This window comes from Mesorhizobium sp. M4B.F.Ca.ET.089.01.1.1 (genome assembly GCF_004022605.1).
GTDB lineage: Bacteria > Pseudomonadota > Alphaproteobacteria > Rhizobiales > Rhizobiaceae > Mesorhizobium > Mesorhizobium abyssinicae.
In genome coordinates, this window is the sequence record NZ_RZOS01000150.1 from 1 (window position 1) to 12,262 (window position 12,262).

Sequence of the window (12,262 nt, forward strand, 5' to 3'; positions counted from 1 at the left end):
AGGCCGGGCTGCAGGCGCCGGTGCGCGACGACATCCGCAGCGAAATCTGGGTGAAGCTGTGGGGCAACCTGTCCTTCAACCCGATATCGGCGCTGACCGGCTCGACGCTGGCGGCGATCGTCGCCGACGACGGCACCCGCGCGCTCGCCCGCGCCATGATGCTGGAGGCGCAAGCGATCGGCGAAAGCCTCGGCGTCCGCTTTCCGATCCCCGTCGACAAGCGCATCAAGGGCGCCGGCGACGTCGGCGAGCACAAGACTTCGATGCTGCAGGATCTGGAGCGCGGCCGCCCCATGGAGATCGACGCGCTGGTGAGCGCGGTGCAGGAACTCGGCCGCCTGACCGGCAAGCCGACGCCGGCCATCGACAGCGTGCTGGCGCTGGTGCGGCGGCTGGCCATCGAGCGCGGCTGTTATGCCCCGTTGTAAGGACGACGCATTGGTCGCCATGCGAGCATTTCAAATCGCTGCAAGCTGGACCTGTCTCTCCTGACACGAATTGTCACCTGTGGGACAGGCCGGCGGTAGCAGCCGAGCAGTCGACCCCCTACCTGCGACTGGTCTGAACAGGAGGAAGTCATGACCACTGCTGAAATTGCCAAGGATTTCACGGAACTCCTCAAGCAGGGCGACAGCCACAGCGCTGCCGCGAGATACAATGCCGACGACATCGTCAGCTATGAGGCCATGGAAGGGCCGATGGCTGTTTGCAGCGGCAAGGAAGCCGTCAAGCAGAAGGGCGAGTGGTGGGAGGCGAACCATGAGGTTCACGGCGGCTCGGTCGACGGCCCCTATGTCAATGGCGACCAGTTCGCGCTGCGCTTCAAGTTCGACATAACGCCCAAATCCACCGGCGAGCGCGTCACCATGGATGAGGTTGGCCTCTATACGGTCAAGAACGGCAAGATCAGCGAAGAGCGTTTTTATTATTGAAGCGTGAAATTCCAGCAGCCTCCAGGGCTCGCATCGCGCACGGTTAAAGTCAGGCATGGCGGCTGGGATGACATGCTGGCCGCCATGTGATGTCTCAAATCGTCCTCGCATGGTCCGCATCGGCAACCGTGCCCCAGCCGTCAAGGAAGCTCGGCCTAAGTCGCTGGCAAAGCGGGCAGGGCGGGCCTAGCTTGTCGTCAGATTCGCGAACCCATCTGCCCGAGGTCTGTTTTGACGATCACCATGTACGGCATCACCAACTGCGACACGATCAAGAAGGCGCGCGTCTGGTTGGAGAGCCGCGACGTCGCCTACCGCTTCCACGACTACCGGGCCGAGGGCATCGAGGCGGAGAGGCTGAACGGCTGGGTCGGAAAGGTCGGCTGGGAAAAACTGCTCAACAAGGGGAGCACGACTTTTCGCGAACTGCCCGACGAGGAGAAGGGTACGCTCGACGAGAAGAAGGCGAAGAAGCTGATGCTGGCCAAGCCGACGATGATCAAGCGACCGGTGCTGGAGGTGGGCGACCGCATCCTGGTTGGGTTCAAGCCGGAGGTCTATGAGGAGGCGGTTGGCGGGAAGTAGGCTCGACTGCTTACGCCGCGTTCCTTCGCCCCCCTCTCTGTCCTGCCGGACATTTCCCCCTCAAGGGAGGAGATTGGCAGCTTTGGCACGTCGCTCATTCCTGCGACGTTGGCGATTTGGCGAAAGCCGGCGCGACAGCTGATCTCCCCCCTTGAGGGGGAGATGGCCGGCAGGCCAGAGAGGGGGGCGAAGGAACTCGACGTCTCAGCATTCATGCTTGGGCTCGCAAATACTCCGCCAGCGCCACCGCATTGTTGTGCGCCTCATCATGTGCGCCATAGAGCAGCGTCACCTTGCCTTTGCCGAGCAATGCGTGCAGCTGGGCCACCGCCTCGCCATTCCCATCCAGTTCCGCCGAATACCGCTTCCGAAACTCCGCCCAGCGTTCCGGCTGGTGCCCGAACCATTTGCGCAGTTCGTCGCTCGGCGCGATCTCCTTCAGCCATAGCGTCAGCGCGGCATCCTTCTTGGCGATGCCGCGCGGCCAGATGCGGTCGACCAGCACCCGCTGGCCGTCCGCTTTCGCCGGCGCCTCATAGACGCGCGTTACGGCAATATCGAAGGCCATCATACCTCCGGGTTCGGAAACCTCAGGCCCACTCGCCCTTACGCATCACCGGCACGCGGCTGCCGTCCTTGCCGAGGCCGTCAATGTCGATCTTGTCCGAGCCGATCATCCAGTCGATGTGAATAAAACTCTTGTTGCCGCCGCGCGCGGCGATCTCGTCCTGGCTGAGCGAGGCGCCGTCGACGAAGCACTTCGAATAGCACTGGCCGAGCGCGATGTGGCAGGCGGCGTTCTCGTCGAACAGCGTGTTGAAGAACAAGAGCCCGCTCTTCGAGATCGGCGAGGAATGCGGTACCAGCGCCACCTCGCCGAGGCGGCGCGCGCCTTCGTCGGTGTCGAGCACCTTTTTCAGCACGTCCTCGCCCTTGGAAGCCTTGGCCTCGACGATCCGGCCTTCCTCGAAGCGCACCGAGATCTCGTCGATCAGCGTGCCCTGGTAGGAGAGCGGCTTGGTCGAGGAGACGTGGCCGGAGACCCGCCTTGCATGCGGCGTGGTGAACACCTCCTCGGTCGGGATGTTCGGGTTGCAGGTGACGCCGTTCTTGGCCGTCGAGGCGCCGCCCATCCATTCATGGCCTTCGGCCAGCCCGACGGTCAGGTCGGTGCCCGGCCCGGTGAAATGCAGCGCATGGAAATTGTGCTCGTTCAACCATTTCGTGCGCTCGGCCAACGCGGCGTTGTGCGCCTTCCAATTGCCGATCGGATCCTCGACGTCGACGCGCGAGGCCGAGAAGATCGCATCGGCGAGCTTGGCCACCGCGACGTCGTCGGCATCGCCGGGGAACACCTGCTTGGCCCAGGCAAGGTCGGGATAGGCGACGATGTTCCAGTTGATGTCGAAGCCGGTGATCTTCTCCAGCGCCGGCTGGTAGGCCATCGAGTTCGCCTTGTTGGCGCGCGCCACCTTGGCCGGATCCTGCGCCGACAGGAGCGAGGGGTCCTCGCCGCGCACGGCAAGCCGCGCCGCATTGTTGGAGAAGGCCTTCGCCATGCCTTCATAGAGCCAGCCGGCGGCACGGTCGAAGCCGGCGTCCGCGCCGTAGCGGAAGCGCGCCAGGGTGATCTCGTCATCATTGAAGATCGGCGTCACCAGCCCCGCGCCGGCCTTGTAGGCGTGCTCGACGATGCGCCGCGTCAAGGGCAGGGCCGCGATCGACGACGTCACCACAAGGTCTTGTCCCGGCTGCAACTGCAGCCCGACCTTGATGGCGACTTCGGCCAGCCTGTCGAGCTTCACCGGGTCGATGGTTGCTGCAACGCTGCGCGAATGTGTGGTCATGATCCTGCCTGCCGTGATTGTGGGGTCTGGCCCATACATAGACCGGCAGGGCTAGCCTTTCCACAAGGATCGACTGGCTCAGGCGGCGCTGTCCAGCGACCGGAACTGCGCCATGGTCGCCGCGATTTCCTCGCGTATCCAAGCTTTGAAGTCGCGCACCTTGCGACTCTCGCTTTTTGTCGCCGAGGTCACCATCCAGTAGCCAAGCCCGCTCTCGGCGCGCACGCCGAACGGCGCGACCAGCCGGCCATCTGCCAGCGCGTCGGCGGTCAGCAACTGCCAGGCAAGCATGACGCCATGGCCGGCGATCGCCGATTCCAGGCACAGCATTGGATCGGTGAAGCGTGCCCCCTTGAGAAAGGTGACCGGCTCGACGCCGGCCGCCGCGAACCAGCTGTCCCAGCTGATCATCGACCGCTCGTCGGTGATGGCGCAGGTTTGCGCCAGGTCTTCGATGGCGCGCAGCTTGGCTGCGATCGACGGAGCGCAGACCGGGAACACCTCCTGCGCCAGAAGCAGTTCTGCTTGCACGCCTGGCCATTTGCCGACGCCCATCCGGATTCCGATATCGATGTCAGAATGATCGAGATCGGCGACCCGACCCGAGGCGTCGATGCGCAAGAGCACGTTCGGATGCCGGGCGAAATGCCGCGACAGCCTCGGCAGCAGCCATTTCGACGCGAAGGCCGGGGCCACCGAAACCACCAGCGTGCATTGGCTGGCCTCGTCGGCCAGCGCCACCGCCTGCGCCAGTTCGCGGAAGCCGGCGCCAAGCCTTGCCGTGAACACCGCGCCGAACTCCGTCGGAACAAGGCCGCCCGGCGTGCGTTCGAACAGCGCCTGGCCGAGCTGCTTTTCCGTGCGCTTGATCTGCTGGCTGACGGCGCTGGCCGAGACGTTGAGCTCGCCGGCCGCCGCCGCGAGCGAGCCCAGCCGGGCGACGGTTTCGACGGCGCGCAGGCCGTTCAGATGGACGCGGTTCAGCACAGTCATGTAGATTTTCTAAAACGGCAATCGGGAAATCTCAATTGAAACCCGGCACGAAAAGGCTGATTTTTAAGGCTGAAGCCCGACCATTGGAGGCAATTCGATGAAGATTTTATCATTGCTCAAGGTCTTTTCCGCCGATGACGCACGGCGAAACCGCCATGACGGCGAGATTACCCGCTGGATCGTCGACCCGTTGTCGCATCCTGTATTCGACACCATGTCGGAGCGCGAACTGGGCGATGTCCCATTCCGGCTGACGGCCCGGCGCACAGATCACGAGACGGCGCGCCCAGGCTGTCGGTAAGACAATCGAACTGTTTCCAGCTGGCGGGCAAGCGCCATCGGCATTCCGAACTGGCCCAACACAAGCGCATTGTCTTGCTGCCTCGCACACTTATTGTGCGCCGCAATGAAAACCGCCTCGCCATCGCCCTTGCGGCTTGCCTTGGCCGGCATGCTCGCCATGGCTGTCGCCATGGGCATCGGCCGTTTCGTCTACACGCCGATCCTGCCCGGCATGATGGAGGAACTGCATCTGTCGCCGGCCGACGCCGGCTGGATCGCCTCCGCCAACTATCTCGGCTATCTCGTCGGCGCCTTCGCCGCGGCCGGCGGCTGGGCGCATGGGCGCGAGCGCATGCTGATGTTCGCGGGCCTTGCCGCCAGCGCCTTGCTCGCCGCCCTGATGGGCCTCGGCGACACGATCGCGGTCTTTCTCGCCATCCGCTTTCTTGCCGGTCTCGCCAGCGCCTTCGTCATGGTCTTCATGGCCTCGATCGTCTTCAGTCATCTTGCCGTGGCCGGCCGCGGCGATCTGCAGGCGCTGCATTTCGGCGGCGTCGGGCTCGGCATCGCGATTTCCTCGGCATTGATGGCCGTTCTCGTCACCGGCCATGCCGGCTGGCCGGCGGGCTGGCTGTGGGCGGCGGCGATCTCCGCTTTGGGTCTCGTCGCGGTCGCCCTGCTTGCCGGCACCACATCGACCATCAACGGCGCCGAAGGCCGCGAGCCCGCACTGCCGAAGCACCGGTCGCTGCTCAAGATGATTGTCGCCTACGGCCTGTTCGGCTTCGGCTATGTGGTGACCGCGACCTTCCTCGTCGCCATCGTGCGCCAGGGCGGCGGCGGGCGCGTGTTCGAGGCCATGGTCTGGATGGTCACCGGCCTTGCCGGTGTTCCGTCCGTCTGGCTGTGGCAGAAGGTCGCCGAAAGGTTCGGTCTTTACCCAGCCTACGTACTCGCTTGCCTGATCGAGGTGGTCGGCGTCGCGGCAAGCGTCGTTGTCGGCGGCTATGTCGGGCCTCTGCTGGCCGGCGTTCTGCTGGGCGGCACGTTCATCGCCATCACCGCGCTCGGCCTGCAGGCGGCAAGGCAGCTTGCACCGCAAGCGCCGCGCCGCATCTTTGCGCTGATGACCGCCGCCTTCGGCCTTGGCCAGATCATCGGCCCGATCGCCGCCGGACTGCTCGCGCAAGCCTCCGGCAACTATGTCTCGGCCTCGATCATGGCGGCGGTCGTCCTGCTCGTCTCCGCCGTCGTCGCCTGGTCGGCTGCGCCAAAATCGCCATGATTTGTGGTCTTGCTCGGTGCCGGGCATTAGGCGCGGGCATTTTCTTTCCACCTAATGTGTGACCTTATGCCCGCCGAGCAGCAATACCGCCGATCAGCGATTCGACCGAGGAACCCGCCACAGTGTTCGTATCCTTCTTCCCGCAGCCGAAGCTCTTCTTCACCTCGGCCGCCGTCTGGAGCCTTGCCGCGATCCTGTTCTGGTTCTTCGGTGGTGAGCAACTGGGCGCCTTGATCGGCCTGCCGCCTGCAGCCGCCGGCGCGCCGCCGATCATCGGCATCGCCGTGCTGTGGTCGAAGCCGTTCCTGTGGTTCTATCTCTATTTCGTTTTCTGTGTGGCCGCCTTCTACGCGTTCTGGGCCTGGTATTCGCCGCATCCCTGGCAGAACTGGTCGATCCTGATGACGGCCGTCATCCTGTTCTTCATCTATTTCAACGTTCAGGTCAGCGTCGCCGTCAACGCCTGGTACGGTCCGTTCTTCGACTATGTGCAGGGCCTGATGTCGGGCACGGGAAAGTCGACCGACAGCGAGTTCTACCTAGGATTGGCCGACTTCTCGTGGCTGGCGCTGGTCGGCATGAATGTGCAGGTCGTCAACGCTTTCATCGTCAGTCACTGGATCTTCCGCTGGCGCACGGCGATGAACGACTATTTCGTGGCGAACTGGGGCCGGTTGCGGCATATCGAAGGTGCCTCGCAGCGCATCCAGGAAGACACGATGCGCTTCTCGCAGATCATGGAGGATCTGGGTTCCAGCTTCGTCCAGTCGATCATGACGCTGATCGCCTTCCTGCCGGTCATGATCCAGCTGCAGGCCCATATCACCGAGTTGCCGATCGTCGGAGCGGTCCCTCAGCCGCTGGTTGTCGCAGCACTTGCCTGGTGTCTGTTCGGCACGATTTCGGTGATGGTCGCGGGCCTGAAGCTGCCGGGATTGCAGTTCCGCAACCAGCGCGTCGAGGCCGCCTATCGCAAGGAACTGGTCTACGGTGAGGATCATGCCGACAGGGCACAGCCGGCGACCACCGCCGAGCTCTTCGCCAATGTCCGTCAAAATTACTTCAGGCTCTATTTCCACTACATCTATTTCAATGTCGTCCGTTACACCTACCTGCAGGCCGACAACATCTTCTCGCTGCTGATCCTCGGCCCCTCGCTGGTGGCGCACAAGATCACCTTCGGCGCGCTGAACCAGATCTCGAACGCCTTCGGCAAGGTCACGGGATCGCTGCAGTTCCTGCTCACCTCATGGTCGACCATCGTCGAACTGCAGTCAGTGCATAAGCGCCTGCGCGCCTTCGAGGCGACGCTGCAGGGCGAGCCGCTGCCGGATATCGACCAGCGCTATCTGGCAAGGCAAAGCGCGGAGGATCCGGCCTGACAGTTCGGGCAGGGCGCGAGGCGGCTCAGCCGCCGACCGTTGCCTGCCGCTCGCCGGCGCGCTGGCGCCCGACATAATCGCGAAAACTGATGCATTCGACCTGCCGCATGACGCAGACTTCGCCGGCAAAGCGCTCCAGCGCGTCCCAGTAGGCGCCGCCGTTCATCTGAGTGAAATGGAAGCCGAGCTCCAGCGGGATGCGCTTGCCCTGGTACTGCCTGTCGAAGGCGGCGCGGAAGGCGCGGTAGCTCCGCTCCGTGAACTCCGCCGCCATGCTCGGCTTCTCGAAGCCGCCGGAATGGCGGACATAGAGATTGTAGTCCATCGCGATTACCGGCCTCGACTTCGGCCCTTCCGGAATCTGCGGCAGCGAAAAGCGCGTAGTGCCGCCTCTCTCCGGCGGCAGGGCAGGGCCTTTCGAGACGCCACTGGCGTCATACTCAAAGCCCGCCTGCGGCAGCGCCTCGTAAAGCGCCTTGTTCGCCGACAAGTACGGCGCGCGAAAACCGGTCACGGCATGTCGTGCTAAATCATGCCAGCCGGCCGGCTCCGGCGCGATGCCGTTGATCGAATAGGCGTTTTCCAGAATGTGCTTGAAGGCGGCGAATTCGGCGAGCCAGTCGGCCTTGCTCCAGCCCTTGCCGTCGAAATGGCCGCAGCCATGGCTGGCGATGTCATGGCCTTCCGAGGCGGCCAGGTTGATCTGCTCCAGCCGCTCCGCCACCTCCTGTTTCGACGCGGCAAAGCCGATGTTCGATTTGCCGGCGCTCTTTCCCGGCCCCGTGTAGTCCTTGCGCGTTTCCGGCGACAGCAGGAAGACGCAGGACAGAAAATAGGTGAAATGCGAGCCGGTGCGTTCGGCCAAGGCGCGGCTGCGCCGCCATTGCGAGATTTCGCGGGCGCTGTCGAAGGAGATGATGACGATCTGCTTCGGCTTGGCCGGCGGCGCCGGCGGGTCGGCGAGCGCCGGGCCGGCGAGGGCGAGGGCGACAAGACTGGACGCAGCAACGAGGAATGGACGGGGCATCGGCAAGGGTCTGGGCATTGGGACGGTCGGCGACCGGCTAGCGGCGAAATGTGGCGTGGGTGCGGTCGGCGGGCGGGGCGCTCCTTGCGGGGTCCGATCCTCTATCCGCCGATTTTCCGGGCGGCCCCCTTCCATGCCGACAAAATTTCGCTAAAACGCGGGCTCAAGAAGCGCCCCGTGCGGGGCAGCAATGGTTTTGATTGATGTCCGACGACAGTTTTATCCGCGAAGTCAACGAAGAGATTCGTCGCGAACAGGCGCAGGCGCTGTGGGACCGTTTTGGTCCGGCGCTGCTTGGCCTTGCCATCCTGATCGTGCTCGGCACCGCCGCCGTCGTCGGCTACCGCTATTGGGACGAGAGCCGCGCCAACCGCTCGGGCGACGCTTTCTCGCAGGCGCTGAAGCTTGCCAATGACGGCAAGAGCGACGAGGCGCTCACCGCCCTCGATCAGCTCCAGAAGGACGGCTACGGCGCCTATCCGCTGCTCGCCCGCATGCGCGCCGCGACGGTCAAGGCCGACAAGGGTGACGTCGCCGCCGCCGTCAAGGATTTCGACGACGTCGCGGCCGACAACGCCATCCCGCAGGGTATTCGCGACATGGCGCGTCTGAGGGCAGCGCTGCTGCTCGTCGACAGCGGCTCTTTCGCAGACGTGTCCAGCCGCGTCGAGGCGCTCACCGCCGACACCAACACGCTGCGCCACACCGCGCGCGAGGCACTCGGCCTTGCCGCCTGGAAGGAAGGCAAGACCGCGGACGCGCTCAAACTGTTCGACCAGATCGCTTCGGATGACGGCGCCCCGCGCAATGCGCGCCAGCGGGCGACCTTGATGTCCGAGCTGATCCGCGGGTCGGGCAACGCCTCGTGACCCCGGATGGGCTTCAAAGTCGCCATCATCGGCCGGCCTAACGTCGGCAAATCGACTCTTTTCAATCGGCTGGTCGGAAAGAAGCTGGCGCTCGTCGACGACACGCCGGGCGTCACCCGCGATCGCCGCGTCCACGCCGCCAAGCTCTACGATCTTTTCTTCGACGTCATCGACACCGCCGGCTTCGAGGACGCGGCCGCCTCGACGCTGCCCGGCCGCATGCGCCAGCAGACCGAGATCGCCATCCGCGAGGCCGACCTGATCTTCTTCACCATCGACGCCAAGTCCGGCCTGCTGCCCGACGACCGCACCTTCGCCGAGGTCGTGCGCAAGTCCGGCAAGCCGGTGGTGCTGGTCGCCAACAAGGCGGAGGCTCGCGGCGCGCAAGGCGGCATGCTGGAGGCCTGGGAGCTTGGCCTCGGCGAGCCGATCCCGGTCTCGGCCGAGCATGGCCAGGGTATGCCCGACCTGCGCGACGCGGTGATCGCCGCGCTCGGCGAGGAACGCGCCTTCGGCGAGGACGAGCAGGACGATGCGGAGATCGCCGCCAGCGAGGTGCTGATCGGCGAGGACATCACCGACCCCGATGCCGAGCCCGTTTATGACGACACCAAGCCGATGCGCATCGCCGTCGTCGGCCGCCCCAACGCCGGCAAGTCGACGCTGATCAACGCGCTGATCGGCGAAGAGCGCCTGCTGACCGGGCCGGAAGCCGGCATCACCCGCGATTCGATCTCGGTCGACTGGGACTGGCGCGGCCGCCGGATAAAACTGTTCGACACCGCCGGCATGCGGCGCAAGGCCAGGATTCACGAAAAGCTGGAAGTGATGTCGGTGCAGGACGGCCTGCGCGCCATCCGCTTCGCCGAGATCGTCATCATCGTGCTCGATGCCACCATCCCGTTCGAGAAGCAGGACCTGCAGATCGCCGACCTGATCATCCGCGAGGGTCGCGCGCCGGTCATCGCCTTCAACAAGTGGGACCTGATCGACAATCCGCAGGAACTGCTGGCGGAACTGCGCGAGAAGACCGAGCGGCTCTTGCCGCAGGTGCGCGGCATCCAGGCGGTGACGGTGTCGGCCGAGACCCGGCGCGGCCTCGACAAATTGATGGATAGCGTCATCAAGACGCACAAGGTCTGGAACAGCCGCGTCTCGACCGGCAAGCTCAACCGCTGGCTGGAAGGCATCCTTGCGCATCACCCGCCGCCCGCCGTCGCCGGCCGTCGGCTGAAGATCAAATATGTCACGCAGGCCAAGACCCGCCCGCCGGGCTTCGTCGTCTCCTGCTCGCGGCCGGACGCGATGCCGCAGTCCTACGTCCGCTACCTCTCGAACAGCCTGCGCGAAGCCTTCGACATGCCCGGCGTGCCGATCCGCATGGCGCTGCGCACCTCGGACAATCCGTTTGCTGGCAGGGCGAAGAAGCGCTGAGGCTTTGGAGTCGGCAGCGCGTCCCTCCGGTCGTCATCCACGGGCGGAGCAAGGAGCGAAGCGACGCGGCGCAGACCCGAGGATCCATGCCGTGATTTAGACGCGCCGCTACGGTGCAGAGTTCTGCTCCGTTGCACTCCTCGGTAGAAGTAATGGCATGGATCCTGGGGTCTACACTCCGCTTCGCGTCGCTACGCCCGTGGATGACGAACGGCGCGGCACACCTAAGCGACCTCTCGCAACCCTTCGCCAGTTCGCACTGCCTCCGGCAGCGCCTCCACTGCCGCCTGCAGCAATATCTCCGCCAGCCGCGCCGCGACCGGGTCGAGCTCAGCGTCCTTTTGGTGCAGCACCAGCGCCATCTTCGGCAGGGCAGGGAGCCCGAGCGTCCCGGACGCCATCGCCCTGACATTGGCGGGCAGGCCGATATCGGTGCGGATCGTCAGCCCGAGACCGGCGCCGACCGCCGCCCAGATGCCGCCGAGACTGGGACTGGAGAAGGCCATCCGCCATGACAGGCCGGCGCGGTCGAGGGTTTCGGTCGCCACCGTGCGCAGCAGGCAGGGCGCCTCCAGCGCCACCAGCGGCAGCGCGTCGCCGCCGCGCGAGCCAAGCTCGATCGGCTTTGCCGGCCCGATCCAACGCATCTGCACGTCGGCGACGTGCAGGCTGTAGGGCAGGCTCGCGCCATTGTGCCAGGCGAGGGCAATGTCGAGGCTGCCCTGGGTGATCCGCGAGGCAAGCTCGTGGCTGCGCGCGATCCGCGCCTCGATTCTGACCTTGGGATGGCCGCGCGCGAAGCGGCCGAGCACCTCCGGCAGCACCGCCTCGCCGAAATCCTCCTGCAGGCCGAGCCGCACCCAGCCTTCCAGCTCGACGTCGTGAATGGCGGCGGCCGCCTCGTCGTTGAGTTCGAGCAGCCGGCGTGCATAGCCGAGCATGGTCTCGCCGGCCTCGGTCAGCGCCAGCCCGCGCCCGGACTTGCGGAAGATCGGCGTCGCCGCCTGTTCTTCCAGCTTTTTCAGCTGTGCGCTGACGGCCGAGGTCGAACGGCCGAGCCTCTCGGCGGCCTTGGCGAAGCTGCCCAGCTCCATCCCGGTGACGAATGTCCTGAGAACGTCGAGGTCGAACGTGACGCGTCGCATAGTATCGTCCTTATTTTCAGGATCATTTGTCAAGAACTTCCTGATTTTATGGACGAAGCTACGGCGCTACATCACGCTCGTCAAGCCGATCAGCCGGCCGCCACGGGAATGGAACCATGTCCGTCATCGTCACACGCACCGATTGCAGGCCACCTGCCAAAGCCGATTCCGGCACTGCCAGCCGAACCTTCGGACCCAACCATCGCTGGAAGGTGCTGGGCATCGGCGTCGCCGCCAATGCCGGGTTCTCCGCGACCTTCTCCGGCGTGCCGGCCACCGCGGTGGTGATGCGCCAGGGTTATCAGCTCGACAATGCCTCGCTCGGCCTCGCGCTCGGCCTTCTTGGCCTCGGCGTCGCGCTCAGCGAACTGCCCTGGGGCGTGCTCACCGATCGCTGGGGCGATCGTCGCGTTCTGTTGGCCGGGCTCGGCGCGACGGCGGCATGGCTGTTCGTCATGGCGATGCTCGTCGTACCGACAAA

At 65.1% G+C, this 12,262-nt stretch carries 14 protein-coding genes; 9 read left to right on the forward strand and 5 right to left on the reverse strand.

What is annotated here, in order from left to right; all coding sequences use genetic code 11:
• From EN780_RS16060 to EN780_RS16070, 3 genes are all read left to right on the forward strand, one after another.
• A partial coding sequence (locus tag EN780_RS16060; protein WP_281035368.1) for a ketopantoate reductase C-terminal domain-containing protein occupies positions 1-428 on the forward strand: 428 nt, incomplete at its 5' end.
• A gap of 150 nt (positions 429-578) precedes the next feature.
• The gene (locus tag EN780_RS16065; protein ID WP_127393099.1) at positions 579-932 is read left to right on the forward strand and encodes a nuclear transport factor 2 family protein; all 354 of its coding nucleotides are present in this window, start codon (positions 579-581) and stop codon (positions 930-932) included.
• 231 nt (positions 933-1,163) lie between these two features.
• Complete coding sequence (locus tag EN780_RS16070) at positions 1,164-1,517, forward strand: ArsC family reductase (RefSeq protein WP_128274685.1); 354 nt, start codon at positions 1,164-1,166, stop codon at positions 1,515-1,517.
• A 211-nt stretch (positions 1,518-1,728) separates the two neighbouring features.
• Here the strand turns inward: EN780_RS16070 and EN780_RS16080 are convergent, their stop codons facing one another.
• The 3 genes from EN780_RS16080 to EN780_RS16090 form a co-directional block, all read right to left on the reverse strand.
• On the reverse strand, positions 1,729-2,085 hold the full coding sequence (locus EN780_RS16080; protein WP_128274687.1) for a DUF488 domain-containing protein: 357 nt from the start codon (positions 2,083-2,085) through the stop codon (positions 1,729-1,731).
• 22 nt (positions 2,086-2,107) lie between these two features.
• On the reverse strand, positions 2,108-3,364 hold the full coding sequence (locus EN780_RS16085) for an aminopeptidase (RefSeq protein ID WP_128274688.1): 1,257 nt from the start codon (positions 3,362-3,364) through the stop codon (positions 2,108-2,110).
• Positions 3,365-3,442: 78 nt separating this feature from the next.
• Positions 3,443-4,357, reverse strand: a complete 915-nt coding sequence (locus EN780_RS16090; protein ID WP_189556582.1) for a LysR substrate-binding domain-containing protein — start codon at positions 4,355-4,357, stop codon at positions 3,443-3,445.
• A gap of 97 nt (positions 4,358-4,454) precedes the next feature.
• Here EN780_RS16090 and EN780_RS16095 point away from each other — a divergent pair, with 97 nt between their 5' ends.
• From EN780_RS16095 to sbmA, 3 genes are all read left to right on the forward strand, one after another.
• Entirely contained in the window at positions 4,455-4,658 is a 204-nt protein-coding gene (locus tag EN780_RS16095; protein ID WP_127284888.1) for a hypothetical protein, read from the forward strand.
• A 105-nt stretch (positions 4,659-4,763) separates the two neighbouring features.
• Entirely contained in the window at positions 4,764-5,924 is a 1,161-nt protein-coding gene (locus EN780_RS16100; protein ID WP_128274689.1) for a YbfB/YjiJ family MFS transporter, read from the forward strand.
• Between the two features lie 122 nt (positions 5,925-6,046).
• Positions 6,047-7,306, forward strand: a complete 1,260-nt coding sequence (sbmA, locus tag EN780_RS16105) for a peptide antibiotic transporter SbmA (protein WP_127284886.1) — start codon at positions 6,047-6,049, stop codon at positions 7,304-7,306.
• 25 nt (positions 7,307-7,331) lie between these two features.
• Here sbmA and EN780_RS16110 read toward each other — a convergent pair whose 3' ends face one another.
• Complete coding sequence (locus EN780_RS16110) at positions 7,332-8,333, reverse strand: polysaccharide deacetylase family protein (protein ID WP_127284885.1); 1,002 nt, start codon at positions 8,331-8,333, stop codon at positions 7,332-7,334.
• A 203-nt stretch (positions 8,334-8,536) separates the two neighbouring features.
• Between EN780_RS16110 and EN780_RS16115 the strand changes: the two genes are divergently transcribed.
• Both EN780_RS16115 and der read left to right on the forward strand, forming a co-directional pair.
• Complete coding sequence (locus tag EN780_RS16115) at positions 8,537-9,202, forward strand: tetratricopeptide repeat protein (protein WP_127284884.1); 666 nt, start codon at positions 8,537-8,539, stop codon at positions 9,200-9,202.
• Positions 9,203-9,208: 6 nt separating this feature from the next.
• Positions 9,209-10,636, forward strand: a complete 1,428-nt coding sequence (der, locus tag EN780_RS16120; RefSeq protein WP_127284883.1) for a ribosome biogenesis GTPase Der — start codon at positions 9,209-9,211, stop codon at positions 10,634-10,636.
• Positions 10,637-10,860: 224 nt separating this feature from the next.
• Here the strand turns inward: der and EN780_RS16125 are convergent, their stop codons facing one another.
• Entirely contained in the window at positions 10,861-11,781 is a 921-nt protein-coding gene (locus tag EN780_RS16125; protein ID WP_128274690.1) for a LysR substrate-binding domain-containing protein, read from the reverse strand.
• Between the two features lie 116 nt (positions 11,782-11,897).
• Between EN780_RS16125 and EN780_RS16130 the strand changes: the two genes are divergently transcribed.
• Positions 11,898-12,262: MFS transporter (locus EN780_RS16130; protein ID WP_128274691.1), on the forward strand; the 365-nt coding region annotated here is incomplete at its 3' end.

Excerpts from the sequence above, each read along its gene's own strand:
- EN780_RS16110 (WP_127284885.1), bottom strand. The coding sequence starts at position 8,333 with ATGCCCCGTCCATTCCTCGTTGCTGCGTCCAGTCTTGTCGCCCTCGCC.
- EN780_RS16100 (WP_128274689.1), top strand. The coding sequence starts at position 4,764 with ATGAAAACCGCCTCGCCATCGCCCTTGCGGCTTGCCTTGGCCGGCATG.
- EN780_RS16090 (WP_189556582.1), bottom strand. The coding sequence starts at position 4,357 with ATGACTGTGCTGAACCGCGTCCATCTGAACGGCCTGCGCGCCGTCGAA.
- EN780_RS16125 (WP_128274690.1), bottom strand. The coding sequence starts at position 11,781 with ATGCGACGCGTCACGTTCGACCTCGACGTTCTCAGGACATTCGTCACC.
- EN780_RS16115 (WP_127284884.1), top strand. The coding sequence starts at position 8,537 with ATGTCCGACGACAGTTTTATCCGCGAAGTCAACGAAGAGATTCGTCGC.
- EN780_RS16095 (WP_127284888.1), top strand. The coding sequence starts at position 4,455 with ATGAAGATTTTATCATTGCTCAAGGTCTTTTCCGCCGATGACGCACGG.
- der (WP_127284883.1), top strand. The coding sequence starts at position 9,209 with ATGGGCTTCAAAGTCGCCATCATCGGCCGGCCTAACGTCGGCAAATCG.
- EN780_RS16065 (WP_127393099.1), top strand. The coding sequence starts at position 579 with ATGACCACTGCTGAAATTGCCAAGGATTTCACGGAACTCCTCAAGCAG.
- EN780_RS16080 (WP_128274687.1), bottom strand. The coding sequence starts at position 2,085 with ATGGCCTTCGATATTGCCGTAACGCGCGTCTATGAGGCGCCGGCGAAA.
- EN780_RS16085 (WP_128274688.1), bottom strand. The coding sequence starts at position 3,364 with ATGACCACACATTCGCGCAGCGTTGCAGCAACCATCGACCCGGTGAAG.